We start from the raw sequence: 26,652 nt of genomic DNA on the forward strand, positions 1-26,652 counted from the left end.
CAGCCAGCGCCTCACCCAGCCCGGCCGCGGGCGGGGGCGCGGCCGGGCTGGGTGAGGCGCTGGCTGCGGGCGAGGGCGTCGCAGCAGGGGCGGGTGAGGCGCTGGCCGCCGGCGCGGGCGTTGCCACCGGTGCAGGCGAAGCACTCGCGGCAGGCGCCGGCGAAGCCGACGGGGCCGGCGAGGGGCTTACTGACGCGGCGGGCGCCGGGCTCGGACTTTGTGCCCGAGCGGCAGACAGACCAACCGACATGGCCGCCGGGATCAGCGCGGCCAGAGCGAGACGACGAAACCTAATCATTCTATTCTCCCCAAGAACTTGGGCACCAAGACCTTGGGCTCCAAGACCTTGCCGACCAAGGCCTAAATCCCGTTTTGCGCCCGGCCGCGCTTCCCGGTTCGCGCGAATGGCGCCGTTCTAACACGCGGGCGCCGAATTCGTCCCATGACAGATGCGTCATGGGCGGCGTCGCGGGCCGCGGCCTGGGCGCTCCGCAGCAAACCGCTGGCCAAGCCGGCAAGGATCGCCATATAAGACGGGCGAAATTCGGGAATTTTCATGAGCGCGCTGGCCAACCACGCATTTGCCAAGATGAACGGCATCGGCAACGAGATCGTCGTTGTCGACATGCGCGATTCCACAGCAAAGGTCACGCCGGACGACGCGCGGGCGGTGGCGTCCGCAAATGGCGGCGTGGCTTACGACCAGCTCATGGTGCTGCAGAAGCCGCGGCTGCACGGCACTGAGGCCTTCATCCGCATCTACAACAATGACGGCTCCGAAGCCGGTGCCTGCGGCAACGGCATGCGCTGCGTCGTGCGCCGCATTTTCGAGAAGAGCGGACAGACCACGGCGACGTTCGAGACGGCTGCGGGCCTGCTCAATTGCTGGCAAGGCCCGGCGCCCGACCTCTATACCGTCGACATGGGCGCGCCGAAGTTCGGCTGGCAGGACATTCCGCTGGCGGAAGAGTTTCGCGACACCCGCTACATCGAGTTGCAGATCGGGCCGATCGACAATCCGATCCTGCATTCGCCTTCGGTGGTGAACATGGGCAATCCGCACGCAATCTTCTGGGTCGAGGACGTCAACGCCTATGATCTCGAGCGGTTTGGTCCTCTGCTCGAAAACCATCCGATCTTCCCCGAGCGCGCCAATATTACGCTTGCTCACATCGTTGATCGCGACCACATCACGATTCGCACCTGGGAGCGCGGCGCCGGCCTCACCAGGGCCTGCGGTTCGGCAGCCTGCGCCACGGCTGTCGCCGCGGCGCGGCTGAAGCGCGCCAATCGCAATGTCGAGATCACATTGCCCGGCGGCAAGCTCGCCATCGAATGGCGCGAGCGCGACGACCATGTGCTGATGACGGGCACCGCGACCTTCGAATATGAAGGCAATTTCGATCCGGCGCTGTTCGCGCCGGTCGGCTGATGGCCGTCGACATCGTCACCTTCGGCTGCCGCCTCAACGCCTTCGAGGCCGAGGTGATCCGCCGCGAGGCTGAAGGTGCCGGCCTCTTCGACACCATCGTCATCAACAGCTGCGCCGTCACCAACGAGGCGGTGGCGCAGGCACGCCAGTCGATCCGCAAATTGAAGCGCGAGCGGCCCGGTGCGCGTATCGTGGTCACCGGCTGCGCCGCGCAAACGCAAAGCGCGATGTTCGCCGACATGGCCGAGGTCGATCGCGTCGTCGGCAATGACGACAAGATGCGCTCGTCCGCATGGCGCGATGCGCGCGATGCATTCGACATCGGTGCCAGCCAGAAGATTACCGTTGGCGACATCATGGCAGTGAAGGCGATGGCGCCGCATCTGATCGACGGCTTTGCCGCCGGCCTGCCGCGCGTCTTCGTGCAGGTGCAGAACGGCTGCGACCATCGCTGCACCTTCTGCATCATCCCGTTCGGCCGCGGCAACTCGCGCTCGGTGCCGATGGGCGCTGTGGTCGATCAGGTGCGGGCGCTGGTGGAGCGCGGTCATGGCGAGATCGTGCTGACTGGCGTCGACCTCACCAGCTACGGCGCTGACCTGCCGGGCGCGCCCAAGCTCGGCATGCTGACCAAGCAGATTTTGCGGCACGTGCCGGACTTGAGGCGCCTGCGCATCTCCTCGATCGATTCGATCGAGGCAGATGACGATCTGCTCGATGCTATCGCCGACGATGCGCGACTGATGCCGCATCTGCACCTGTCGCTGCAATCCGGCGACGACCTGATCTTGAAGCGCATGAAGCGGCGGCATTCGCGCCAGGATGCGATCGCGTTCTGCGACCAGGTGCGCCGCCTGCGGCCGGACGTCGTTTTCGGCGCCGACATCATCGCGGGCTTTCCGACCGAGACCGAGGACATGTTCTTGCGCTCGCTCGATCTCGTCGGGGAATGTGGTTTGACGTTCCTGCACGTCTTTCCCTACTCGCCACGCCCCGGCACGCCGGCCGCGCGAATGCCGCAGGTTGCGGGGGGCGCGATCAAGGAACGTGCGAAGCGGCTGCGTGCAGCCGGTGCGGCGGCATTGCGGCAGCGACTGCAAGCCGAGATCGGCGCCGCGCGCGAGGTGCTGATCGAGAGCGAAGGCCAGGGACGCACGGAGCATTATCTGCCGGTGGCGATTGCGGGCGAACGTGTGGGCAGCGTCGTGCCGCTCAGGATCGTTGGCAGCGATGGCGAGCGGCTGATCACATAGTCGGTGTCGTCGTCCGGCTTGCCGTCTTCGCTAAAGCTTCGCCGGCCGAGCACCGCTGCGGGCCCGGCGTAGCCTAGCGGAGACGGGGCCGGGCGGCCCAGTGCGCCGCCGCTTCTCCGTATCTCACAAACGTCTCTGGAATACTGGATCACCGCCTTCGCGGGTGATGACACCGCCGATATGGTACACGGTGTGCCCTACAAGGCCCGCACCTGCCAGAACCGCAGCGTGCGCCGCGCATTCTCCGTCGTCATTCTCGCAAAATGGCCCTGCGAGCGCGCAAGATCAGCCGGCTTCATCGCGCCCGTCGCAAAACGGCTTTCGAGCACGGCGGCGGTGGTGTTCCAGCTAAGCTGCGCGGCCTTGCACGGCACGAGCAGGCCATCGTCGCGCAGGCTTTGCATCAGCGGGCGAATCACCTCGACGGTCGATCCGGACAGCGCCGCCAGGGCCGCGACGGTCTCCTCATAGCGCCGCTGCGTGGCGAAGCCGAGCAGCGTCGCTTCGTTGAGCTGGCCGATCGTCTTGAGATTTGCGATGGCCCGCTTGGCGCCTTCGAAATCGCGAACGCCAGACATCTCGCGCTCGACGCCGACGGTGACGGCGGCAATCGCGCTCTGGATTTCCTCGAACAGATGCGGAGGTGCACGCGACAACAGGCGGGTGCGCACCGCATCCGTCGCCGAACGCAGCAATCGGCGGCGCAGCTCCGACGGCAAATCGACGCGGACGCCGACGCTGACCGCGAGCTCCGGATCGCTTTCGGCCTGTCCGACGATGATGGCAAATCCGCTGCCGGAGACGCGGGCGCCGGGATTGGCGGCGAGCCGCCGGCTGACGCTGGGATAGCGCCGCGCCAGCAGCGCATCGGTGACGATCTCCCTCAGCCACCAGCGGCCGGCGACCGCGAGCAGATGCGGCTCGCCCTTGGATGATGCGATCTTCACCAGCTCGCCATCGTCGAGGCGCGCGGATTCCTGGAGCACGGGTCCGGCGATACGGATCTCGTCATTGCTGGCGAGGCGGCGGATCACGGATGGCGGCGCCTGCGCGATCGGCGCGAGTTGCGCGCTTATCTCGGCGAGCGCAATTCGGGCGCCGATGTCGGCGACGGCGCGCAGCTCGATGGTGCCGATCAGGCGCTCGAGCACGTCGTCAAACAGCGCGATCTGCTCGTCGTCAAAGCTGCCGGCGGAACACAGGAACAGGTCCGTGACGCGCCGGGCCGTCTCCAGCCCTTTTTCCGGCGAGCCCATCCGTATCGCGGATTCGACCTCGTCGATGATCGATAGCTCGGCCTTGGACATCACGCGCTGCTCGTCCTGAGCGGTTACAGAAGCTTGTTCTAAGCAACCGCTATCATTAGAGGCGAGCGCTGAACGTTTCGTAAACCATGGGCTTGTCGCCCTTCATCCTGAGGAGCCCGCAAAGCGGGCGTCTCGAAGGATCGAGGCTCAACTGCAACAGCACGGGCCTTTCATGGTTCGAGACGGCGCTGACGCGCCTCCTCACCATGAGGCGCTGGCTGCCGGGCTAGTCCCCGTTCCATCCGCAGGCGCGGAGGCGCTCGTGCATGTGGGGCGGGGCCGGCGCCACGACGCGGATCGGCTCCTTGTTCCGGGAGATCGGCACCACGATCTCACGGGAATGCAGGTGCAGGCGCGGCTCGCCGAAGCGCGGGCCGTTGCCGTAAATGTTATCGCCGACGATCGGCCAGCCGGTCGCGGCCGAATGCACCCGCAATTGGTGGGTCCGGCCGGTCACCGGTTCCATGGCGAGCCAGGCGAGGCCCGCGCCCCGGCCCATCACCTTCCAATTGGTGATCGCCTTCTGCCCTTCGGGATCCGGCTTCTGCCACCAGCCGCGCTCGGCATTGAGGCGGCCGAGCGGCATGTCGATGGTGCCTTCATCTTCATCAGGGCCGCCCTCGACCACGGTCCAGTATGTCTTGCCGATCTTGCCGTGCTTGAACAGCAGGCCGAGCGAAGCGGTTGCTTTGCGATGGCGGCCGAGCACGAGACAGCCTGAGGTGTCCTTGTCGAGCCGGTGAGCCAGCACTGGCGGCCGCGGCAGGCCGAAGCGGAGCGCGTCGAAGGAGGCTTCGAGGTTCGCCCCGCCCTTGGGGCCGCGATGCACTGGCAGGCCGGCCGGCTTGTCGATGACCAGCATCAAGCCGTCGCGATGGAGCACGCGGGCCAAGATCTCATCAGCGGTCAATTCGGGAACATCGAGCAATTGCAAGACTTTCGTTTAATCGTCGGAACGGCTAACACACCCCCACCATGAACGATACCTCCGAGACCCCCAAGCTGAGCTGGTGGCGCCGCCTGTCCGACGGGCTGAAGCGCACCTCGTCCTCGCTCGGGACCGCGGTCGCCGACCTCGTCACCAAGCGCAAGCTCGATCGCGCCATGCTCGACGACATCGAGGACGTGCTGCTGCGCGCCGATCTCGGCACGCAAGTCGCAGTGCGGATCGCCGATGCCGTCGGCACGGGGCGCTACGACAAGGCGATCTCGGCGGACGAGGTCAAGGACGTGGTCGCCACCGAGGTCGAGAAGGTGCTCGCGCCGGTGGCGAAGCCGCTCGAGATCGATGCGGGCAAGAAGCCGTTCGTCATCCTCGTGGTCGGCGTCAACGGCTCCGGCAAGACCACCACCATCGGCAAGCTGTCGCAAAAATTCGCCTCCGAAGGCCGCAAGGTGATGCTGGCTGCCGGCGACACCTTTCGCGCGGCGGCGATCGAGCAGCTCAAGGTCTGGGGCGAGCGCACCAAGACGCCGGTCATCGCCGGCGCGCAAGGCTCGGATTCCGCGAGCCTTGCCTTCAGCGCGCTGACGGCAGCAAGGGAGCAGAGCGCCGACATCCTCTTGATCGACACCGCGGGCCGGCTTCAGAACAAGGCCGAACTGATGAACGAGCTCGAGAAGGTCGTGCGCGTCATCCGCAAGGTGGATGCCACCGCGCCGCATGCGGTGCTGCTGGTGCTGGATGCCACCGTCGGCCAGAACGCGCTGTCGCAGGTCGAGGCCTTTCATCGCACCGCCGGGGTCACCGGCCTCGTGATGACCAAGCTCGACGGCACCGCGCGCGGCGGCATCCTGGTGGCGCTGGCGGAAAAATTCAAGCTGCCGGTGCATTTCATCGGCGTCGGCGAAGGCGTCGATGATCTCGCGCCCTTCACCGCGCGCGATTTCGCCCGCGCGATCGCCGGAATCGAAAGTTGAGAATGGACAAGACCCAGCCACATCCGTTGTTCAAGCTTGCGACCGAGCTCGGTCCGCTGCTCGTGTTCTTCTTCGTCAATGCCAGGTTCAACCTGTTCGCCGCGACCGGCGCCTTCATGGTGGCGATCGTGGCGGCGATGGCCGCCTCCTATGTGGTGACGCGGCACATTCCGATCATGGCGATCGTGACGGCCGTGATCGTGCTGGTGTTCGGCACGCTGACCCTGGTGCTACACGATGAGACCTTCATCAAGGTCAAGCCGACCATCATCTACGGCCTGTTCGCCGCGATCCTCGGCGGCGGCCTGCTGTTCGGCCGCTCCTTCATTGCCGTGATGTTCGATCAGGTGTTCAATCTGACGCCGCACGGCTGGCGCATCCTCACGCTGCGCTGGGCGCTGTTCTTTGCCGGCATGGCGGTGCTGAACGAGATCATCTGGCGCACCCAGAGCACGGATTTCTGGGTGAACTTCAAGGTCTTCGGCGTGACGACGCTGACCATGATCTTCGCCGTCGCCCAATTGCCGCTGACCAAGCGCTATCACCTTGCGCCGGCGTCGCTGGAAGCGAGCGAGGCCGAGGCCGGAGATGTGAGCAAGGGGTAGGGCGAAACGTCGCCCCACGTATCGCTGTCATTCCCCGCGAAGCGGAGACTCCGGTACGCCGCGGCCTCTTCGTATACTACTGACGACTCCGGAATACTGGATCGCCCGATCGAGTCGGGCGATGACAGTTGAGTGTGTCGCGAGAGCGGAGCTAAATTAGCTTCCCGCCGCCTTCAACGCCTTCTCCAGCTGCGGCAATAACACGGTGCGTAGATTGTCCGGCGTGATCGGTCCAACCAGCTTGTAGACGATGGTGCCCTCGGGGCCGACGACGAAGGTCTCCGGCACGCCATAGACGCCCCATTCGATCGAGGCGCGACCGTTGGCGTCCACGCCGACGCGGCCGAACGGGTTGCCGTAGCGCCCGAGGAAGCGCCGCGCATTGTCGGCCGCATCCTTGTAGTTGATGCCGACGAGCTGGAAGCGCTTGTCCTTGGCGAGCTCGGTCAGCAGCGGCGCCTCATCATGGCAGGGCACGCACCAGGACGCCCAGACGTTGACGAGACTGACCTTGCCCTTGAACGCGGCGGGATCGAGCCCCGGCACCGGCGCATTGTCAGCCTGCAATCCTTCGAGCGGCGGCAGCAGGGTTTGCGGCGCAGGCCGCCCGATCAGCGCGGACGGAATCCGCGAGGGATCGCCGCTGCCGAGCCGAAACCAGAACAGCAGGGCCAGCGCGATGAAGGCGATCAGCGGCAGCACCATTAGGAAGGTGCGGCGCTGCGGCGTCGCCTGGCTCGATGGATCGCTCATGATCTGTCCGTCGCACTGCGGCCGGAGCGGCGGGTAAAGCCGCTGCGATCGAGTTCGCGCAGGCGCGCGGTCTGGCTGCGGTAGTCGAGCATCACCCAGCCGATCAGGAGCATGACCACGAGGGCCGCTGCGGCATAGGACATCACGATGAACGACGCGTAAGGACCGAGCGTTATCATCACGCGGCTCCAGCTTCTTTTGACGCGTTTTCTTCACGCGAACCGGCGCTTAACTCGCTCGAAAACGCGACGCGACTCGCCTGCATCATCTGCAGGGAGCGGACACGGCGGCGCAGGATCTCGTTGCGCATCGCAGCTAAGTGCAACGTGACGAACAGCAGCGTGAAGGCGATCGCCATCACCAGCAGCGGGATCAGGAACGATTTGTCGAGTGCCGAGCCGCCGATGCGCATCACCGAGGCCGGCTGATGCAGCGTGTTCCACCAGTCGACGGAAAACTTGATGATGGGCAGGTTGATGGCGCCGACCAGCGTCAGCACCGCCGCGGCGCGTGCAGCGCGCGAGGGATCGTCGACCGCGCGCCACAGCGCCATCAGGCCGAGATACATCAGGAACAGGATCAGCACCGATGTCAGCCGCGCGTCCCATTCCCAATAGGTGCCCCACATCGGCCGTCCCCACAGCGAGCCCGTGAGCAGCGCGAGGAAGGTGAAGGCGGCGCCGATCGGCGCTGCCGCTTTGGCGGCGACATCGGCGAGCGGATGCCGCCATACCAACGTGCCCAGCGAGGCGATGCTCATGACACCCCACACCAACATCGAGAGCCAGGCATTGGGCACGTGGATGAACATGATCTTTACCGTCGCGCCCTGCTGATAATCGTCGGGCGCAAGCGCTGATTGGTACAGGCCGATGGCGAGCAGGATGACGGTCGCACCCGCAAGCCACGGCAACAGGCGGGCTGTTAGCGCGAGGAACCGCGTGGGATTGGCGAGGTCGATCAGCGTCATGGTTATTGTGATAATGATCCGGGAGCGCTCAGGCAATCAGCACGAAAGTGCGTCGCGAGAGTTCATCCGGGTCGAGGTCAGGCGAGCCCATCTCAGTCGAGTCCATGCCGCAGGCTCGCCGCCGCCGCGAAGGGGCCGACGACGAGGCTGACCAGCGACAGTGCGCATAGGATCGAGAACGGCGCGCCGAACGTCATGGGGCCGACGATCACCGCCTGCGAGGCCGCGACCCCGAAAATCAGCACCGGAATCGACAGCGGCAGCACCAGCACGGCCATCAAAAGCCCGCCGCGGTGCAGCGTCACCGCCAGCGCCGCGCCGATCATGCCGGTGAAGGTGAGCGCCGGGGTGCCTGCCAGCAGTGTCAGCGCCACCGCGCCGGTTGCGACCATGTCGAGATTGAGCAAGAGGCCGAGCACCGGGGTTGCGACAATCAGCGGCAGGCCGGCGGCCAGCCAGTGCGCCAGCGCTTTCGCAGCGCAGGCCAGTTCCAGCGGCGTCCGGCTCATCGTGATCAGGTCGAGCGAGCCGTCCTCGTGATCGGCCATGAACAGGCGGTCCAGCGTGAGCAGGCTCGCCAGCAGCGCACCGAGCCACAGGATGGCCGGCCCGAGCCGCGACAGCAGCGCCAGGTCCGGGCCCACCGCGAACGGCATCAGCACCACCACAGTGAGGAAGAACAGCACGCCAATCAATGCCCCACCCCCGACGCGAAGCGCGATCCGGATGTCCCGGCGGATGAGCGCGGCAAGGGCGGTCATGGGGTGGCCCTTTCGGCGCTGCGAGCTCGCATCTCGCGCCACAGGGACGCTGCGCTCCCTCCCCCGCTTGCGGGGGAAGGTCGGGGAGAGGGTGTCTCGACAACGAAGACTCCCCCAGAGGAGAGAACCCTCACCCGGCGCTGCGCGCCGGCCTCTCCCGCAAGCGGGGGAGGCGAGGGAGCCCGCGGCAAGAGGGGGGAGGGAATGGAGAGAGCCGTGCCCAGCCGCTCGGAAAGCTGAGGGTCAGGTCCGATCACGCCATACCCCCGATCCGCAGCTCTCGCGAGTCGATCCCCAGCGGGGCGTGGGTGGCTGCGATGATCAAGCCGCCGCGCGACAGGTGCTCGCGCATCAAGCCGCCGAACATCTCCTGGCCAGCGAGGTCCAGCGCGTTGGTCGGCTCGTCCAGCAGCCAGACCGGGCGGCGCACGGTCAGCAGCCGGGCCAGTGACAGCCGGCGGCGCTGGCCGGCGGAGAGGAAGGCGGCCGGCAGGTGGGCGGCGTGATCGAGGCCGACCTTGATGAGGCTCTCGGCGGCATCGCAGCGCTCGCCGCCGAGAAAATCAGCCCAGAATGCCAGATTTTCCGCCACGCTCAGCGCCGGCTTCAGGGCATCGCGATGGCCGAGATAATGGCACTGCTCCGGCAGCGTCAGCTCGCCATCGCCCCCGTCCAGCGCGATCGTCCCGCCGGCCGGAATGAGCAGGCCGGCGATCAGCCGCAGCAGCGAAGTTTTGCCCGATCCGTTGCGGCCGACGACCGCCAGGGCTTCGCCCGAGCCGGCCGCAAAATCGAGGCTGGCGAACACCTCGCGTCCGCCCCTCACGCATCTGAGCCCGCTACCGGAAAGCCGCATTTCGCTTCGTTTCAACCCGCTCAAAGCCGGGCCTCAGGAAATCTTGGGGTAGCGCATGGGAATTTTTGGCTCGCGAATTGCTGCGGCACGATTGTGGCTGTGGCGGCGCGGTTAGAAAGCTTCTATAAGCCCGGAACTACTTGATGCAGCAACTCAACCTGCCCCTGCAAGCGGCCCAGCCTGATACGCTGACGGTGTTAAAATACCCTGCCGGGTATAACTAGCAATTGGGATTCCTACATGACCTCGCTCGACAGCTTCAAATGCAAAAAGACCCTCAAGGTCGGCGCCAAGACCTATGTCTATTACAGCCTGCCCACAGCCGAGAAGAATGGTCTGAAGGGAATTTCGAAACTTCCCTATTCGATGAAGGTCCTGCTCGAGAACCTGCTGCGCAACGAGGACGGCCGCTCGGTCAAGAAAGAAGACATCGTCGCCGTCTCGAAATGGCTGCGCAAGAAGTCGCTGGAGCATGAGATCGCATTCCGCCCGGCGCGCGTCCTGATGCAGGACTTCACCGGCGTGCCCGCGGTGGTCGATCTCGCCGCGATGCGCAACGCGATGCAAAAGCTCGGCGGCGAGCCGGAGAAGATCAATCCGCTGGTCCCGGTCGATCTCGTCATCGACCATTCCGTGATCGTGAACTTCTTCGGCGACAACAAGGCTTTCGGCAAGAACGTCACCGAGGAATACAAGCAGAATCAGGAGCGCTATGAGTTCCTGAAGTGGGGCCAGAAGGCGTTCTCGAACTTCTCCGTCGTGCCGCCCGGCACCGGCATCTGCCACCAGGTCAATCTCGAATATCTGGCCCAGACGGTCTGGACCAAGAACGAAAAGATGACGGTCGGCAAGAAGTCCGGCACCTTCGAGGTCGCTTATCCCGACTCGCTGGTCGGTACCGATTCCCACACCACCATGGTCAACGGCCTGGCCGTGCTCGGCTGGGGCGTCGGCGGCATCGAGGCGGAAGCCTGCATGCTCGGCCAGCCGCTGTCGATGCTGCTGCCCAACGTCGTCGGCTTCAAGCTGAAGGGCGCGCTGAAGGAGGGCGTCACCGCGACCGACCTCGTGCTGACCGTGACGCAGATGCTGCGCAAGCTCGGCGTCGTCGGCAAGTTCGTCGAGTTCTTCGGCCCCGGTCTCGACCATCTCTCCGTCGCCGACAAGGCGACCATCGCCAACATGGCCCCTGAGTATGGCGCGACCTGCGGCTTCTTCCCGGTCGACGCCGCCGCGCTCGATTATCTCAAGACCTCCGGCCGGGCCGCGGCGCGCGTTGCGCTGGTGCAGGCCTATGCCAAGGCGCAAGGGCTCTTCCGCACCGCCAAGTCGCCCGACCCGGTGTTCACGGAAACGCTGACGCTCGACCTCGGCGACGTCGTGCCGTCGCTGGCCGGCCCGAAGCGCCCCGAGGGCCGCATTGCGCTGCCCACGGTCGCGGAAGGCTTTTCGCTCGCGCTCAGCAGCGAGTACAAGAAGGGCGAGGAGCCTGCGAAGCGCTTCCCCGTCGAAGGCAAGAACTTCGATCTCGGCCATGGCGACGTCGTGATCGCCGCGATCACCTCGTGCACCAACACCTCGAATCCGAGCGTGCTAATCGGGGCCGGCCTGCTCGCGCGCAATGCGGCAGCGAAGGGCCTCAAGGCGAAGCCGTGGGTGAAGACCTCGCTTGCCCCGGGCAGCCAGGTGGTCGCGGAATATCTCGCCAATTCCGGCCTTCAGGCTGACCTCGACAAGGTCGGCTTCAACCTGGTCGGCTTCGGCTGCACCACCTGCATCGGCAATTCCGGTCCGCTGCCGGAGGAGATCTCAAAGTCGATCAACGACAACGGCATCGTCGCGGCCGCCGTGCTCTCCGGCAACCGCAATTTCGAGGGCCGCGTCTCGCCGGACGTGCAGGCGAACTATCTGGCTTCGCCGCCGTTGGTCGTCGCCTACGCGCTCGCGGGCAGCGTGACCAAGAACCTCGCCACCGAGCCGCTCGGCGAGGGCAAGGACGGCAAGCCGGTATATCTGAAGGACATCTGGCCGACGACGAAAGAAATCAACGCCTTCATGAAGAAGTTCGTGACCGCGTCGATCTTCAAGAAGAAGTATGCCGACGTGTTCAAGGGCGACACCAACTGGCGCAAGATCAAGACGGTCGAGAGCGAGACCTATCGCTGGAACATGAGTTCGACCTATGTGCAGAACCCGCCATATTTCGACGGCATGAAGAAGGAGCCGGAGCCGGTCACCGACATCGTCGAGGCGCGCATCCTCGCCATGTTCGGCGACAAGATCACCACCGACCACATCTCGCCGGCCGGCTCGATCAAGCTCACCTCGCCCGCGGGCAAATATCTCAGCGAGCACCAGGTGCGCCCTGCCGACTTCAACCAGTACGGCACGCGCCGCGGTAACCACGAAGTCATGATGCGCGGCACCTTCGCCAACATCCGCATCAAGAACTTCATGCTGAAGGGCGCCGACGGCAACATTCCGGAAGGCGGTCTGACCAAGCACTGGCCCGACGGCGAGCAGATGTCGATCTACGACGCCGCGATGAAGTACCAGGAAGAGAAGGTGCCGCTGGTAGTGTTCGCCGGCGCCGAATATGGCAACGGCTCCTCCCGCGACTGGGCCGCAAAGGGCACGCGCCTGCTCGGTGTTCGCGCCGTGATTTGCCAGAGCTTCGAGCGCATCCACCGCTCGAACCTGGTCGGCATGGGCGTGCTGCCGCTGACCTTCGAGGAGGGCACCTCCTGGCAGTCGCTGGGTCTCAAGGGCGACGAGAAGGTCACGCTGCGCGGCCTCGTCGGCGACCTCAAGCCGCGCCAGAAGCTGACCGCGGAGATCGTCTCCGGCGACGGTTCATTGCAGCGCGTTTCGCTGCTTTGCCGCATCGATACGCTGGACGAGCTCGACTACTACCGCAACGGCGGCATTCTGCACTACGTGCTGCGCAAGCTTGCGGCGTAAGCGCGGATTTGTGAACGATGGCTCACTGCGAAGTGAGTAGAAGCCTGAACGAAGGCGGCCTATCAAAAGGCCGCCTTCGCGCGTTTGCGGCACGTTTCGGATGGGCCCGGCCGGTGGAAAACCTCCTCCTGGACGGTTGCCTGGAAGGACGAATGTGCCGCGCCCCGTAAGACTACGGTGACCATCAGGCGATAAGATTCCCTCTCACAAGCAATGGTGTGCGGCGTTAGACATGACAACAATGACGGCTTCTCATCCGATTTCACGTTGGTCCAGTGCCCTCTGGTCGGGTGCTCTCGGCATCTGTGCGATCGTCGCCGTCATCCGCCCCGCCGAGGCTGATCCCCGCGCCGTTGTCGAATTGTTTACCTCGCAGGGCTGCTCGTCCTGTCCGCCCGCCGACAAGATCATCGGCGATCTCTCCAAAGATCCCTCGGTCATCGCGTTGAGCATGCCGATCGACTATTGGGATTATCTCGGCTGGAAGGACACGCTGGCGGATTCACGCTTCTCTGCACGGCAGCGTGCTTACTCGCGCGTGCGCGGCGACCGTGAGGTCTACACGCCGCAGGTCGTCGTCAATGGCTCGACCCATGTCATCGGCAGCGATCGCACCGGCATCGAGAATGCGATCGGCAAGACCGACAGGGGCACGGGGGTGATGAGCGTGCCGGTGACGATGTCGCTTGCGGGCAAGCAGATCAACGTCTCGGTGGCCGGGAGCAACGAGCCCACGGTCTCGCATGGCGAGGTCTGGATCTGCTCGATCGCCAAGTCGGTGCCCATCACGATCACCCGCGGCGAAAATCGCGGACAGCAGGTCACCTATCACAACGTCGTGCGCAACCTGCTGAAGGTCGGCGACTGGACCGGCCGTCCGGAAAGCTGGACGGTGCCGATCGAGAATCTCACGCGCGATGGCGTCGACGGCGCGGTGGTCTATGTCCAGGATGGCAGCCGAGAGAAGCCGGGCCCGATGCTGGGCGCGGCGTACACGTCTCTGCACTGATTCTTTGGCGTCGTACTCTGCTTTCAATCCTCATGGTGAGGAGCGCGCCCTTGCGCGGCATCTCGAACCATGAAAGGCCCCCCGCTGATGCAATGGGGCCTCCATCCTTCAAGACGCCGCGCAAGAGCGCGGCCCTCAGGATGAGGAGAGACAGCCTTTGTGCGGATCATAGTGCGGATCAGAGACAAGTTCGCAGGATCGGAAACATCCCGACACAAACAAAAAAGGACCAACTTGCGTTGGCCCTCCTTGCCGTGCGTACAGACCCGATCCTGTCGACCCCGGGGGGCTGGGGGCTGAGGAATCCGGAACCGAAGGACCGGGTCAACGCACGTAAGTGTTTTCGCAATGCAGGGCGGCAGTCGCTAGGCGGAAAAGCGGCGATACTATGATTCCTGCTAACGATCCCGTGACGGTTTGCCGCGACGGAGTTCCACCGCTGCGTGTGTTCGGATTCGCAATCGATTCCATTGGTTGAGCTAGGGAGCCTCTTGCGGCCCGGTACGGTTGGCGCGATCATGCAATTGTCATGAGCGCAGTTCCCGGGACGGTCTTCGGGGACGCGGGGTCATGTCGCGCGATCAGGAGGCGCTTCCCATGAGTCTGATGTCGGAGGATGCCGATCCGAGCGAGCAGCGCGCGGCGGCGCGCCCCGCCGCTGTGACGACGCAGCCGAACCGGGTGACGTTCAACCGCCTCGAACTGCACCGGATCCTCAATCTCTATGGCCGCATGGTCGCCGACGGCGAGTGGCGCGACTACGCCATCGACTTCCTGAAGGACCGCGCCGTGTTCTCGGTCTATCGCCGCGCCTCGGAAGTGCCGATCTATCGCATCGAGAAGGACCCGCGGCTCGCGCGCAAGCAGGGCATGTACAGCGTGATCTCGGCGACCGGCCTGATCCTGCGCCGCGGTCACGAGCTCGAGCGTGTGCTGCTGGTGATCGATCGCAAGCTGGCGGTGGTGTAGGCGGCGTCGGGTGGACGACAAAGGCGCAACGCGCCTACTTTCCCGGCACCGTGCTTGCGCCCTCGCCGAGGGCGCGCTGCATCATCACCGTATCGAGCCAGCGGCCGAATTTCAGCCCGACATTGGGATGCGTGCCGATCATCTCGAAGCCGCTCTTGGCGTGAACGCCAATCGAGCCGGCATTGGCGGAATCGCCGATCACCGCGATCATCTGCCGGAAGCCGCGCGCCTCGCATTCGATGATCAACCGCTCCAGCAGCAGAGAGCCGACACCGCGGCGCTGGAAGGAGGGATCGAGATAGATCGAATTCTCCACCGTGAAGCGGTAGGCCGGCCGCGGCCGGTAGGCACCGGCATAGGCATAGCCGGCGACGCGACGATCAAGGATCGCGACGAAATAGGGATAGCCGCCGTCGATCAGCGCGCGATAGCGGCGCGTCATCTCGGCAAGATCGGGCGGCTCCAGCTCGAACGTCGCGGTGCCCTCGCGGACGGCCTGCTGGTAAATGGCGGTGATGGCGGGAAGATCGGCCTCGAGCGTGGGCCTGATTTCGGGTGCGGACATGGCGGCAAGATTAGAGCCTTCCCGCGGCCGCTGGAAGAGGGCAGGGCTGCTTCCCAGCCGTCATGCAGGCGCAGCAGTCTCCATCTTCTCCGTGCTGTCATGCCCCGCCTAGTGCCAATTGCGCACGGGGGCGGGGCATCCAGTACGCCGCGGCCCCTCGGCTTCTCACGAACGCTTTGGAATGCTGGATCGCCCGCCGGAGCCCGTCATCGGGCTCGCCGAAGGCGAGACCATTGGCGGGCGATGACACCGGGTATGTGGCGGCATCATGCCCCAAACAAAAACCCCGGCCTTTCGGCCGGGGCTGATGTCGTTCTCTCAGCCTATCGCTTAATCGCGCTGGCCGAGGAGCTGCAACAGCAGCGTGAACAGGTTGATGAAGTTCAGGTACAGCGACAGCGCGCCGGTGATGGCCGCACGCTCCGCGATGTCACCGCCGGCCGAGGCGTAGCCGTAGATGTAGTCGTTCTTCAGCCGCTGGGTATCCCAGGCGGTGAGGCCCGCAAACACCAGCACGCCGACCACCGAGACAATGAACTGCAGCATCGAACTCGCCAGGAACAGGTTGACCAGGCTCGCGATGACGATGCCGATCAGGCCCATGAACAGGAACGAGCCCATGCCAGTCAGGTCACGCTTGGTGGTGTAGCCGTAGAGGCTCAGCGCACCGAAGGTGGCCGCGGTGATGAAGAACACCCGCACGATCGAGGTGTGCGTGAACACCAGGAAGATCGACGACAGCGAGATGCCCATCAGCGCCGAGAATACCCAGAACAGGATCTGGGCGGTCGAGGGTGCCAGACGGTTGATGCCCGCCGAGATCACGAACACCATCGCGAGCGGCGCCAGCATGAACAGCCACTTCAGGGGGCTCACGAACATCGCGTAGCCGAACGGCGTCAGGAACAGCTTGCCGACGCGGACGGCTTCCGGCGTCGGGACGTCCGTCACGGCGGCCATGTAGACGCCGAGCGCCGCCAGGCCCGTGATGGCCAGGCCAATGCTCATGTAATTGTAGATGCGCAGCATATAGGCGCGCAGGCCGGCATCGACCGTCGCGGCGTCAACACGCCCGGCGGCCCTGCCGAAAGGAGAAGCGTAGTTACGGTCTAGGTCCGACATGGTCGAATTCCCGTTGGTTGGTCCGGTCCGGCACGAGGGTCGCCATGCCGCCGGTTCGTCAGTTCTATCTCGGATACCGATGCCAGCCGACTAAATTCTGGCTCACAATCGGGGCTCCGAACCCACTCGATATGTGGGAAACTAACACATTCACTGCAACCGTCCACGCGCGGCCGAATGTCGCCCTCGGCCACAATCCTGACGGGAGGACGTGGTTAACCGCAGGAATCGTGCGATTCCGCTCCCGCGCGGTCAGCCGCTACCTTTTGTCACAAATTCCGCAACACCGTCGCGGGCTTTTTGTTCAATGCCAGCAACGTGCCGGCGAGCCCGAGCCCGACCGTGACGACGAGCGCGGCTACGACCACGCCGGCCGCACTGCCGGCCTGCCAGACGAAACTCAGCGTCATCAGCCGCGTCACGATCATCCAGGCCGCGATGCTGCCGGCGATCACGCCGAACAAGGCGGTGGCGAGCCCGATCAGGAGGTATTCGAGTGCATAGGCGCCGAGCAGCCGCAGCCGCGTCGCGCCCAGCGTCTTCAGGATCACCGCATCATAGACCCGGTGGCGATGACCCGCGGCGAGCGCCCCGCCGAGCACCAGGATCGCCGAGATCAGGGTCACGGCGCTGGCGCCGCGGATCGCCAGCGCCAGGTTGGTCACCACCGAGCCGACCGTCTCCATCACCTCGCGCACGCGCACGCTGGTCACCATCGGATAGGCATCCGCCACCTGCTTGATGATCTGGCCGTCGCCCGCAGCATTGCCGCCGGCTTCGGTCAACGTGGCGATATGGGTATGCGGCGCGCCCTTGAAGGCGTTGGGCGAGAACACAAGGACGAAGTTGATACCGAGCCCCTGCCAGTCGATGGTGCGCAAATTGCCGATTTTAGCCGGGATATCGCGGCCGAGCACGTTGACCACGACCTCGTCGCCGAGCTTGAGGCCAAGACCGTCAGCGATCTTCTTTTCCATCGAGACCAGCGGCGGGCCGGAATAGTCGGCGCTCCACCATTCGCCCTCGACCACCTTGGAACCCTTTGGCAACTCGCCGGTGTAGGTCAGGCCACGGTCGCTCTGCAGCACCCATTCGGAATCGGTGGAGGGCTTGAGCTCCTCGGCGCGCAACCCGCGCGCGCCGACGATGCGGCCGCGTAGCATCGGCACGTCCTCGACCTTGGCGCCGGGAGCGATCTGCCGCAGATAACCGTCGAACTGCTCGGCTTGCGCGCTCGGGATGTCGATGAAGAAGAACGATGGCGCCTGATCGGGGAGCGCGGCCAGAAACTGCCGACGCAGATTGCCGTCGATCTGGGTGATGGTGACAAGCACGGCGAGCCCTAGCCCCAGCGACAGCACGACGGACGGCGTCAGCGCGCCCGGCCGGTGGATGTTGGCGATCGCGAGCCGCAGCATCGGCAGCTGCGTTCGCGGCAGCCGCCGAGCGATCGCCATCAGCAGGGCGGCGATGCCGCGCAGCAGGGCGAACACGACGACGGAGGACGCCACGAACACCGCGGCGATGCGCTTGTCGAATGACAGACCGATCACGACGGCAACGAGCAGGACGATCACGACGCCCATGAACACGAGGTAGCCCAGGCGCGGCCGGTGCCATTCGGAGCTGATGGTGTCGCGGAACAGCGCGGCCACGGGCACGTCGTGGACGCGGCCGAGCGGCCAGAGGCCGAAGGCCAGCGCGGTGAGCAGGCCATAGACGAAGGACAACGCGAGCTCGTCGGCATGCACGGCCGGCACCACCGGCAGCGGCAACAGCTTGCCGAACAGGCCGACGATGGCGAAGGGCATCGCGGCGCCGAGCGCAAGGCCGATCGCCGAGCCGATCGCAGCGAGCAGGATCACCTGCGCGAGATAGATGCCGAACACGTCGCGGCCCGTGGCGCCGACGGCCTTGAAGGCCGCGATCACCTCGAGTTTCCGGTCGACATGACTCTTCACGGCATTGGCAACCCCGACGCCGCCGACCAGCAGCGCGGCGAGCCCGACCAGCGTTAGGAATTGGGTGAAACGATTGATGTTGCGCTCGAGCTGCGGCGAGGCGTTGGAGCGGCTGCGGATCTCCCAGCCGGCCTGCGGCGCGGCATTGCGCGCGAAGGTGATGAAAGTCTCAGTGGCGCGTTCGCTGTTGGCGGCGTCAGGCAGCTTCACCCGGTAGACCCAGCGAACCAGGCTGCCCGGCTGGATCAGGCCGGTGGCGTGCAGGCCCGCCTCGCTGATCAGGAAGCGCGGGCCGAAGCCGATGCCGCCGGCGAGCTTGTCCGGCTCCGCCTCAACGGTGCTGCGGATCTCGAACGTCGCCGAGCCGATGGTGACGCGGTCGCCGGTCTTGAGCGACAGCCGCGCCAGCAGCGTCGGATCGGCGGCAGCGCCGAACGCGCCGTCGCGCATCGCCAGCAGCTCGGACATCGGCAGCGGCGGCGCAAGTTTCAGCTGGCCGAGCATCGGATAGCTGTCGTCGACCGCCTTCATCTCGACCAGCGCCAGCTTGCCGTCAGTCGAGCGCGCCATGCCGCGCAAGGTCGCGGCGGTCGACACGGTGCCGCGCGAGCGCAGGAAGGCGACTTCTTCCGGCTTGGCCGCGCGCTGGAACAGCACGAACGAAACGTCGCCGCCGAGCAGGGTGCGGCCTTCGCGGGCAAGACCGTCGGAGAGGCTCGCCGAGACCGAGCCGACGCCGGCGATCGCCATCACGCCGAGCGCGATGCAGGCGATGAAGACGTAGAAGCCGCGCAGGCCGCCGCGCAATTCGCGCAGTGCGTAGCGCAGCGAGAGCGCGATGCCATGAGGCCTCGCCAACGGTTCGGCAGCCGTGCTCATGCCGGCGCAGTCTGCGTGTCGATGCGCCCGGAGCGCAGGCGGATCACGCGATCGCAGCGGTGCGCGAGCGAGGAATCGTGCGTGACCAGCACCAGCGTCATGCCGCGGTCGGCATGCTTGCTGAACAGGAGATCGACGATCTGCTGTCCGGTGGTCTCATCCAGATTGCCGGTCGGCTCGTCGGCGACGAGAATGGCGGGATCGGGCGCCAGCGCGCGCGCGAGCGCAACGCGCTGCTGCTCGCCGCCGGAAAGCTGCGTCGGATAATGATGCAATCGATCGCCGAGCCCGACCGATTGCAGCTCCTGCGCCGCACGCCTGGCGGCGTCCGGATTGCCGGCGAGCTCGAGCGGCACCGCAACGTTCTCCAGCGCCGTCATGGTCGGGATCAGATGGAAGGATTGGAAGACGATGCCGACCTGGCGGCCGCGGAAGCGGGCCAGCGCGTCCTCGTCGAGGGCATTGAAAGGCGTACCATTGACCACCACCTCTCCGCTATCAGGACGCTCCAGCCCCGCCATCACCATCAGCAGCGTGGATTTGCCCGAGCCTGACGGGCCGATCAGGCCGATCGTTTCGCTGCGGCCCACACGCAGGCTGATATCCTTGAGGATGTGAACGCGTGCCGCACCCGTGCCCAATGAGAGATTGACGTTGGAGATGGCGATGGTGTCCGGCGCGGTGCCGGCGAGCGAAGAGGTTTCGATGCGAGTGTCCATGGTCCGGTCATATGGCAACTCCGCTGGCGCGGTCGAGAGGCGTTACGGATTGTTCATGCACATAGCCGTGTTGGTGCTCGCTTTGATGACGGTGGTCACGACGGCTTCGGCCGAGGGGCAGAAGCCGATCAAGCTCGTCGTGCTGGGCGATTCCTTGAGCGCTGGTCTCGGACTTCCGGCCCAGGAGGCATTCCCGACGAAACTTCAAAAAGCCTTACAGGCCAAAGGCATAAGTGTCGACATGGTCAATGCCGGGGTGTCCGGCGACACCTCCTCCGGCGGCCGCGATCGGCTGGACTGGTCGGTGCCTGAAGGAACCGAGGGCGTCATCGTCGAACTCGGCGCCAACGACGCGTTGCGGGGCATCGATCCGGATTTGACGCGCGCCGCGCTCAGCGACATCATCCAGCGGCTCAAGGCACGCAAGATCGCGGTGATGCTGTGCGGCATGCTGGCGCCGCCTAATTACGGCGCCGATTATGCCGCGCGCTTCAATTCGATTTATCCGGATCTGGCGAAGAAATTCGACGTGCCGCTCTATCCGTTCTTTCTCGACGCCGTCGCCGCCGACGCCAAGCTCAACCAAGCCGACGGCATCCATCCGACCGCGGGCGGCGTCGACATCATCGTCGACAGGATCATGCCTACGGTGGAGGCATTCATTGGCACGATCGCTGAGCAACGGCGTTGAAAAAGCAGGCAATGCTAACCGTAATTCCCAGGGTTTTACCGGGGTGAGGTTGGCCAAGCTTCGCAGAGTCACACAACTGCGATAGGAATCAGGGTACCGGTGATTCGTCGCCGGCTCTAATTTGGATACCGTCCTTGCCTTGAGGGCTGTACCCAAGCATCGGGAGTGCGAAACGATGCCGCGTTTGTTCACGGGTCTGGAAATTCCGGCCGAGATCGGCCAGTCGCTTTCCAACTTGAGGGGCGGCCTTCCCGGCGCCCGCTGGATCGATCCCGAAAATTATCACGTCACCTTGCGCTTCATCGGCGATATCGACGGTGTCTCCGCCAACGAGATCGCCTCGATGCTGTTTCGCGTCGACCGCAAGCCGTTCGAGGTGAAGGTGCAGGGCCTCACGAGTTTTGGCGGCCGCAAACCGCGGGCAGTCGTTGCGACGATCGCGCCGAGCAAGCCGCTGATGGAATTGCAGGCCGAGCTCGAACGGATGATGCAGCGGATCGGTCTCGACCCTGAAGGCCGCAAGTTCATCCCGCATGTCACGCTGGCCCGGCTGCACGATGCCTCCGATCGCGACGTTGCCGACTATCTCTCGCTGCGCGGCTACTTCCCGAGCAAGGCGTTCATGGCTGAGCGTTTTGTTCTCTTCTCATCCCGCGCCTCCACCGGCGGCGGCCCGTATGTCGTCGAGGACGCCTACGAGCTGTGTGCGTAGGTCGGATAGAGGTTCGCGCGTAGGAATTACACTATCGCAGCGGCACTACGCCCGCTCGGGCGACGTCGGTCTTCGCGAAGTCCTCGCCCTTGAACAGTAGCGGCTCGCTGCGGGTCACCGCGAGCGCGTAGGAAAAGCAATCACCATAGTTCAGCGCTGCAGCGTGACGCCCCTTTCCGTAGCGCCGCCAGGCACGCCGCGCCGCATCGGTTTGTTCTGCGTCGACAGGCACGATCTCGGCGCCGATCTTGAGCAGCCAAAGGTCGAACTCGCGACCGCCAGCGTCACCCAGCCGCGTTTCGATCACCATCATGGTTTCGAGCACAGTTGCGGTAGAGACCAGCCGGACCGGATCATCTGCGATCTGCTGCTCGATCTCTGCTGCATCGGGTTCATCGAGTGCGATTGCCACGATCGCCGATGTGTCGATTACCATCAGCGTGGCAATCCATGCTCGTCGTAGCCGAGAATGTCCTCAGGTGTGCGGTCGTCCAAGACTCGCATCTCGCGCCAGCGCCGCCTGATCTCCGCCATGTCTTCCAGCAGCGCGTGCTTGCGAGTTTGGCCGCCGAGCCGGCGGAGGCGCTCCTCGATCGCGCGCTTGGTCGCGGTCGTGATGTTCTCGCCAGTCAATTGCGCGAGACTCCGCGCCAATTGCTCCGTTTCGGGGTCCTTGATGCTGAGGGCCATGTCGAGGTTCCTTGGTTCCTGAATAGGTACATTCTACCTCGACGGAAGGCAAGATTGGAGCTTTGCGACGGGTCGATCGGTGACCGTGGGGCGGGCAACTGCTCTCTGCGCCAAAGAAGGAAATGCATGAGCCGTTGCGGCAATACGCAGTTGCAATTTCCGTCCTTCTCTGGCGGAAAGGGCCATGCTCTCGCCCCCCAGTTCCTCATTCCGCGAAGCCTATCAAGCCCAGATCGCCTCCGGCGCGATCGAGCCTGATGCCGCGCAGGCCGAAATCGCGGAAGCCTATGCAGCGCTCGACCAACGGCTCGCGGCTTACAAGCCCGCGCGCAAGCAGGGTCTGCTCAGCCGCCTGTTCAGCAGCGACAAGGACGAGGCGCCGCGCGGACTCTACATCCATGGCGAGGTCGGCCGCGGCAAGACCATGCTGATGGATCTGTTCTTTCAGCATTCCTCGGTCGAGCACAAGCGCCGCGCGCATTTCCACGAGTTCATGGCGGAGGCGCATGAGCGCATCTACGATTATCGCCAGAGCATCGCGCGCGGCGAGATCGCCGACGGCGACGTCATCGCGCTGACCGCGAGTGCGATCTTCGAGGAGAGCTGGCTGCTCTGCTTCGACGAATTCCACGTCACCGACATCGCCGACGCCATGATCCTCGGCCGTCTGTTCGCAAAATTGTTCGAGCTCGGCACCGTCGTGGTCGCGACCTCGAACGTCGCGCCCGACGATCTCTACAAGGGCGGCCTGAACCGGTCGCTGTTCCTGCCCTTCATCAAGCAGATCACCGATCACATGGACGTTGCGCGGCTCGACGCGCGCACCGATTTCCGCCTGGAGAAGCTTCAGGGCGTGCCGATGTGGCTGACACCGGCAGATGCCGATGCGGATGCTGCGCTCGACCGCGCCTGGTCGAAGATGAGCGGCGGCGCCAGATGCAAGCCGCGCGACATCTCGATCAAGGGACGCATGCTGCACGTGCCGTGCTCGGCCCATGGCGTCGCGCGGTTCTCGTTCGCCGATCTCTGCGAGAAGCCGCTTGGGGCATCGGACTACCTCAGGCTGGCGCAGGACTATCACACCATCCTGGTCGACCATATTCCAGTGATGGACGTCTCTCAGCGCAACGCCGCCAAGCGCTTCATCACGCTGATCGACACGCTCTATGACAATGCGGTGAAGCTGATGGCCTCGGCCGATGCCAACCCGATCGCGCTGTACCTTGCGACCGAAGGCAACGAGGCCAACGAGTTCAAGCGGACCGCGTCACGCCTGATCGAGATGAGCTCGGAATCCTATCTGGCGTTGCCTCACGGCCGCAAGGATTCCACCGCCAGCGGCTCGACCAAGGGTCTGGTAGAGACTTAAGTCCTATTTTTATAGTCCTATTTCTATCCTCCGGTCATTCCGGGGCGCGCGCCAGCGTGAACCCGGAATCTCGCGCTACAAATTTCGAGATTCCGGGTTCGCCCGTGCAATGGCGCAGGCGCCCCGGAATGACGGCTTAGAGGCTGCTGGCCGGAATCGCGGCAAGCCCGACAATTGGGCATCCACCGACTTGAACGGGGGAGGCGAAAGGGATAACCACCCGTCTCAGTTTTCCCTCCTTACGTGTCTAAAGGACAGGCTCACATGGCGCGCGACAAGATTGCTTTGATTGGCTCCGGTCAGATCGGCGGAACGCTGGCTCACCTCATCGGCCTGAAAGAACTGGGCGACGTCGTGATGTTCGACATCGCCGAGGGTGTGCCGCAGGGCAAGGCGCTCGACATCGCGCAGTCCTCGCCGGTCGACGGTTTTGATGCGCATTATACCGGTACGAACTCCTACGAGGCGCTCGACAACGCAAAGGTCTGCATCGTCACCGCCGGCGTGCCGCGCAAGCCCGGCATGAGCCGCGACGACCTCCTCTCCATCAACCTCAAGGTCATGGAGCAGGTCGGCGCCGGCATCAAGAAGTACGCCCCCGACGCCTTCGTCATCTGCATCACCAACCCGCTCGACGCGATGGTCTGGGCGCTGCAGAAGGCCTCGGGCTTGCCGCACAAGAAGGTCGTCGGCATGGCCGGCGTGCTGGATTCGGCGCGCTTCCGCTACTTCCTGGCCGACGAGTTCAACGTCTCCGTCGAGGACGTCACCGCCTTCGTGCTCGGCGGCCATGGCGACACCATGGTGCCGCTGGTGAAGTACTCCACCGTCGCCGGCATCCCGCTGCCCGACCTCGTCAAGATGGGCTGGACCTCGCAGGCGCGTCTCGACGAGATCGTCGACCGCACTCGCAACGGCGGTGCCGAGATCGTCAATCTGCTCAAGACCGGTTCGGCCTTCTACGCGCCGGCGGCGTCCGCGATCGCCATGGCCGAGAGCTATCTGAAGGACAAGAAGCGTGTGCTGCCCTGCGCCGCCTACCTGAACGGCGAGTACAGTGTGAAGGACATGTATGTCGGCGTGCCCGTCGTGATCGGCTCCAAGGGCGTCGAGCGCGTGGTCGAGATCGAGCTCGCCGGCAAGGACCGCGAGGCCTTCGACAAGTCGGTCGGCGCGGTGCAGGGCCTGGTCGACGCCTGCAAGAAGATCGCCCCCGATCTTCTCGGCCGCTAAGCGCCGGCAATTCCCGCCGAAGTCCGAAAACCGGTCTTCGGCGGTTTCATTTCCGGGGCCCGCGCATCGTGCCGCGCTTTCCGGTTCGGCAGTCCAGAGATCTCGAAGTCTAAAGAATCCGGGTTGCAGTTCCTGTGGTATATGGTATGCCAGCCACAAGACTGAGGTGGGCCCTTGAGGTCACCGCCCGCGGGTTCAGGGAGCGACCATATGAATATCCATGAGTACCAGGCCAAAGCGCTGCTGAATGAGTTCGGCGTGCCGATTTCCAAGGGCGTGCCCGTCCTCAAGCCGGCCGACGCGGAAGTCGCCGCCAAGGCGCTGCCGGGTCCGGTCTGGGTCGTGAAGAGCCAGATCCATGCCGGCGGCCGCGGTAAAGGCAAATTCAAGGAAGCCAGCGCCGGCGACAAGGGCGGCGTCCGCATCGCCAAGTCGGCCGCCGAGGTCTCCGAATTCGCCAAGCAGATGCTGGGCGCGACGCTGGTGACCGTGCAGACCGGTCCCGCCGGCAAGCAGGTCAACCGCCTCTACATCGAGGACGGCTCCGACATCGACAAGGAATTCTACCTCTCGATCCTGGTCGATCGCGAGACCTCGCGCGTCTCCTTCGTCGTCTCGACCGAGGGCGGCGTCAACATCGAGGAGGTCGCGCACAACAGCCCTGAGAAGATCGTCACCTTCTCGGTCGATCCTGCGACCGGCGTCATGGGCCATCACGGCCGCACGGTGGCGAAGGCGCTGAAGCTCTCCGGCGATCTCGCCAAGCAGGCCGAAAAGCTCACCGCGCAGCTCTACGCCGCCTTCGTCGCCAAGGACATGTCGATGCTGGAGATCAACCCGCTGGTCGTGACCAAGCAGGGCCAGCTCCGTGTGCTCGACGCCAAGGTCTCGTTCGACGACAACGCGCTGTTCCGTCATCCTGAGGTGCTCGCCCTGCGCGACGAGACCGAGGAAGATGCCAAGGAAATCGAGGCGTCGAAATACGACCTGAACTACGTCACCCTCGACGGCAACATCGGCTGCATGGTCAACGGCGCCGGTCTCGCCATGGCGACGATGGACATCATCAAGCTTTACGGCATGTCGCCGGCCAACTTCCTCGACGTCGGCGGCAGCGCCAGCAAAGAGAAGGTCGCCGCCGCCTTCAAGATCATCACTGCGGATCCCAACGTGAAGGGCATCCTGGTCAACATCTTCGGCGGCATCATGAAGTGCGACGTGATCGCCGAGGGCGTCACGGCCGCCGTCCGCGAGGTCGGTCTCAGCGTGCCGCTGGTGGTGCGCCTCGAAGGCACCAATGTCGAGCTCGGCAAGAAGATCATCCGTGAATCCGGCCTGAACGTGGTGCCGGCCGACAATCTCGACGACGCCGCGCAGAAGATCGTGAAGGCCGTCAAGGGAGGCTAAGGCCATGGCCCAGGACCATCTCGCCGCATCATCTCCGCTCCCCGAGCACGCGCGCCTCGCCGCGTTTGCCGGCGAATGGGATGGTGAAGAGATGGTCTTCCCGTCGCGCTGGACGGAGGGCGGACCGGCCACCTCTCACGTTGTCGCGCGCTTGGAGCTCAACGGGTTCTATCTGATCCAGGACTCGGTCCAGATGCGCGACGGCAAGCAGATCTTCGCCACTCACGGCATCTTCACCTACGACCGCGACGATCGGACCTACAAACTGTTCTGGTACGACTCGCTCGGCTACACGCCGCCCTCGCCCGCCTCCGGCGGTTGGGTCGGCAAGACCCTGACGCTGGTACGCGGCTCGCTCCGCGGCAATGCGCGCCACGTCTACGAGATCATCGACGACAATTCCTATTCGTTGAAGATCCAGTTCTCGCCGGACGCGGAAGGCTGGGCCGACGTGCTCACCGGCGTCTACCGCCGCATCCACTGACCTCTCACTCGTTAGTTCGCGAAA

26 protein-coding genes and 1 pseudogene are annotated in these 26,652 nt (G+C 64.8%); 13 read left to right on the top strand and 14 right to left on the bottom strand.

Translation table 11 applies throughout. The features are described 5' to 3' along the window. Nucleotides 1-298 (bottom strand): annotated as a pseudogene (locus IVA87_RS02300) (AraC family transcriptional regulator); the annotation flags it as partial. Nucleotides 299-556: 258 nt separating this feature from the next. Between IVA87_RS02300 and dapF the strand changes: the two are divergent. Together dapF and mtaB are read left to right on the top strand one after the other, a co-directional pair. Next, nucleotides 557-1,432 carry a diaminopimelate epimerase gene (gene dapF, locus IVA87_RS02305; RefSeq protein ID WP_247299964.1) on the top strand — a complete coding sequence of 292 codons (876 nt, stop codon included), beginning with the start codon at nt 557-559 and terminating at the stop codon, nt 1,430-1,432. Further along, nucleotides 1,432-2,685, top strand: coding sequence for a tRNA (N(6)-L-threonylcarbamoyladenosine(37)-C(2))-methylthiotransferase MtaB (gene mtaB, locus IVA87_RS02310; protein ID WP_247332639.1), 1,254 nt, complete (start codon nt 1,432-1,434; stop codon nt 2,683-2,685). The genes dapF and mtaB overlap by 1 nt, the downstream gene beginning before the upstream one ends. A 197-nt stretch (nt 2,686-2,882) precedes the next feature. Here mtaB and IVA87_RS02315 read toward each other — a convergent pair whose 3' ends face one another. Continuing rightward, entirely contained in the window at nt 2,883-3,992 is a 1,110-nt protein-coding gene (locus tag IVA87_RS02315; protein WP_247332640.1) for a DUF2336 domain-containing protein, read from the bottom strand. Between the two features lie 226 nt (nt 3,993-4,218). Then, entirely contained in the window at nt 4,219-4,920 is a 702-nt protein-coding gene (locus tag IVA87_RS02320; protein WP_247299970.1) for an RNA pseudouridine synthase, read from the bottom strand. A gap of 47 nt (nt 4,921-4,967) precedes the next feature. Here IVA87_RS02320 and ftsY point away from each other — a divergent pair, with 47 nt between their 5' ends. Further along, complete coding sequence (ftsY, locus tag IVA87_RS02325) at nt 4,968-5,912, top strand: signal recognition particle-docking protein FtsY (RefSeq protein WP_247299972.1); 945 nt, start codon at nt 4,968-4,970, stop codon at nt 5,910-5,912. 2 nt (nt 5,913-5,914) lie between these two features. Then, the gene (locus IVA87_RS02330) at nt 5,915-6,517 is read left to right on the top strand and encodes a septation protein A (RefSeq protein WP_247299974.1); all 603 of its coding nucleotides are present in this window, start codon (nt 5,915-5,917) and stop codon (nt 6,515-6,517) included. A gap of 156 nt (nt 6,518-6,673) precedes the next feature. Here the strand turns inward: IVA87_RS02330 and IVA87_RS02335 are convergent, their stop codons facing one another. The 5 genes from IVA87_RS02335 to ccmA form a co-directional block, all read right to left on the bottom strand. Then, complete coding sequence (locus IVA87_RS02335; RefSeq protein ID WP_247299976.1) at nt 6,674-7,270, bottom strand: DsbE family thiol:disulfide interchange protein; 597 nt, start codon at nt 7,268-7,270, stop codon at nt 6,674-6,676. Then, nucleotides 7,267-7,452: a heme exporter protein CcmD gene (gene ccmD / locus IVA87_RS02340; protein ID WP_247299978.1), complete on the bottom strand. Its 186-nt coding sequence runs from the start codon at nt 7,450-7,452 to the stop codon at nt 7,267-7,269. The genes IVA87_RS02335 and ccmD overlap by 4 nt, the downstream gene beginning before the upstream one ends. Beyond that, entirely contained in the window at nt 7,449-8,240 is a 792-nt protein-coding gene (locus IVA87_RS02345; protein WP_247299980.1) for a heme ABC transporter permease, read from the bottom strand. Before IVA87_RS02345 ends, ccmD begins: the two co-directional genes overlap by 4 nt. Nucleotides 8,241-8,332: 92 nt before the next feature. Further along, on the bottom strand, nt 8,333-9,001 hold the full coding sequence (ccmB, locus tag IVA87_RS02350) for a heme exporter protein CcmB (RefSeq protein ID WP_063685042.1): 669 nt from the start codon (nt 8,999-9,001) through the stop codon (nt 8,333-8,335). A gap of 253 nt (nt 9,002-9,254) precedes the next feature. Next, nucleotides 9,255-9,857 (bottom strand): heme ABC exporter ATP-binding protein CcmA, encoded by a 603-nt coding sequence (gene ccmA, locus IVA87_RS02355; RefSeq protein WP_247299982.1) that lies wholly within the window; start codon nt 9,855-9,857, stop codon nt 9,255-9,257. 240 nt (nt 9,858-10,097) lie between these two features. Between ccmA and acnA the strand changes: the two genes are divergently transcribed. The 3 genes from acnA to IVA87_RS02370 all read left to right on the top strand — a co-directional run bounded on the left by acnA (nt 10,098) and on the right by IVA87_RS02370 (nt 14,796). After that, a complete protein-coding gene (acnA, locus tag IVA87_RS02360) occupies nt 10,098-12,818 on the top strand; it encodes an aconitate hydratase AcnA (protein WP_247332641.1) in 2,721 nt (906 codons plus the stop codon). A 232-nt stretch (nt 12,819-13,050) separates the two neighbouring features. Then, a complete protein-coding gene (locus IVA87_RS02365; RefSeq protein WP_247299986.1) occupies nt 13,051-13,827 on the top strand; it encodes a DUF1223 domain-containing protein in 777 nt (258 codons plus the stop codon). A 597-nt stretch (nt 13,828-14,424) separates the two neighbouring features. Beyond that, on the top strand, nt 14,425-14,796 hold the full coding sequence (locus IVA87_RS02370) for a DUF2794 domain-containing protein (protein ID WP_247299988.1): 372 nt from the start codon (nt 14,425-14,427) through the stop codon (nt 14,794-14,796). A 34-nt stretch (nt 14,797-14,830) separates the two neighbouring features. Here the strand turns inward: IVA87_RS02370 and IVA87_RS02375 are convergent, their stop codons facing one another. From IVA87_RS02375 to IVA87_RS02390, 4 genes are all read right to left on the bottom strand, one after another. Continuing rightward, on the bottom strand, nt 14,831-15,361 hold the full coding sequence (locus tag IVA87_RS02375) for a GNAT family N-acetyltransferase (RefSeq protein ID WP_247299989.1): 531 nt from the start codon (nt 15,359-15,361) through the stop codon (nt 14,831-14,833). A gap of 330 nt (nt 15,362-15,691) precedes the next feature. Continuing rightward, on the bottom strand, nt 15,692-16,483 hold the full coding sequence (locus IVA87_RS02380; RefSeq protein WP_247281250.1) for a Bax inhibitor-1/YccA family protein: 792 nt from the start codon (nt 16,481-16,483) through the stop codon (nt 15,692-15,694). A gap of 269 nt (nt 16,484-16,752) precedes the next feature. After that, nucleotides 16,753-19,323, bottom strand: coding sequence for an FtsX-like permease family protein (locus tag IVA87_RS02385; protein ID WP_247332642.1), 2,571 nt, complete (start codon nt 19,321-19,323; stop codon nt 16,753-16,755). Continuing rightward, nucleotides 19,320-20,042 carry an ABC transporter ATP-binding protein gene (locus tag IVA87_RS02390; protein WP_247299993.1) on the bottom strand — a complete coding sequence of 241 codons (723 nt, stop codon included), beginning with the start codon at nt 20,040-20,042 and terminating at the stop codon, nt 19,320-19,322. The genes IVA87_RS02385 and IVA87_RS02390 overlap by 4 nt, the downstream gene beginning before the upstream one ends. A gap of 55 nt (nt 20,043-20,097) precedes the next feature. Here IVA87_RS02390 and IVA87_RS02395 point away from each other — a divergent pair, with 55 nt between their 5' ends. Both IVA87_RS02395 and thpR read left to right on the top strand, forming a co-directional pair. Next, nucleotides 20,098-20,733, top strand: coding sequence for an arylesterase (locus IVA87_RS02395; RefSeq protein ID WP_247332652.1), 636 nt, complete (start codon nt 20,098-20,100; stop codon nt 20,731-20,733). 175 nt (nt 20,734-20,908) lie between these two features. After that, nucleotides 20,909-21,445, top strand: a complete 537-nt coding sequence (gene thpR, locus IVA87_RS02400) for an RNA 2',3'-cyclic phosphodiesterase (protein ID WP_091893084.1) — start codon at nt 20,909-20,911, stop codon at nt 21,443-21,445. 31 nt (nt 21,446-21,476) lie between these two features. Here the strand turns inward: thpR and IVA87_RS02405 are convergent, their stop codons facing one another. After that, a complete protein-coding gene (locus IVA87_RS02405) occupies nt 21,477-21,881 on the bottom strand; it encodes a type II toxin-antitoxin system VapC family toxin (RefSeq protein ID WP_247332643.1) in 405 nt (134 codons plus the stop codon). Then, nucleotides 21,881-22,135: a type II toxin-antitoxin system VapB family antitoxin gene (locus IVA87_RS02410; protein WP_247299997.1), complete on the bottom strand. Its 255-nt coding sequence runs from the start codon at nt 22,133-22,135 to the stop codon at nt 21,881-21,883. The genes IVA87_RS02405 and IVA87_RS02410 overlap by 1 nt, the downstream gene beginning before the upstream one ends. A gap of 184 nt (nt 22,136-22,319) precedes the next feature. On the opposite strand from IVA87_RS02410, the gene zapE reads away from it, so the two are divergent. The 4 genes from zapE (at nt 22,320) to IVA87_RS02430 (ending at nt 26,628) form a co-directional block, all read left to right on the top strand. Continuing rightward, entirely contained in the window at nt 22,320-23,504 is a 1,185-nt protein-coding gene (gene zapE, locus IVA87_RS02415) for a cell division protein ZapE (RefSeq protein ID WP_247332644.1), read from the top strand. A 264-nt stretch (nt 23,505-23,768) separates the two neighbouring features. Beyond that, nucleotides 23,769-24,737 carry a malate dehydrogenase gene (gene mdh, locus IVA87_RS02420; RefSeq protein ID WP_247300001.1) on the top strand — a complete coding sequence of 323 codons (969 nt, stop codon included), beginning with the start codon at nt 23,769-23,771 and terminating at the stop codon, nt 24,735-24,737. Nucleotides 24,738-24,947: 210 nt separating this feature from the next. Next, nucleotides 24,948-26,144 (top strand): ADP-forming succinate--CoA ligase subunit beta, encoded by a 1,197-nt coding sequence (gene sucC, locus IVA87_RS02425; RefSeq protein ID WP_247300003.1) that lies wholly within the window; start codon nt 24,948-24,950, stop codon nt 26,142-26,144. A gap of 4 nt (nt 26,145-26,148) precedes the next feature. Next, nucleotides 26,149-26,628 carry a DUF1579 family protein gene (locus tag IVA87_RS02430; protein WP_247300004.1) on the top strand — a complete coding sequence of 160 codons (480 nt, stop codon included), beginning with the start codon at nt 26,149-26,151 and terminating at the stop codon, nt 26,626-26,628. Nucleotides 26,629-26,652: the final 24 nt, after the last annotated feature.

This window comes from Bradyrhizobium sp. 147 (genome assembly GCF_023073935.1).
Lineage (GTDB): Bacteria > Pseudomonadota > Alphaproteobacteria > Rhizobiales > Xanthobacteraceae > Bradyrhizobium.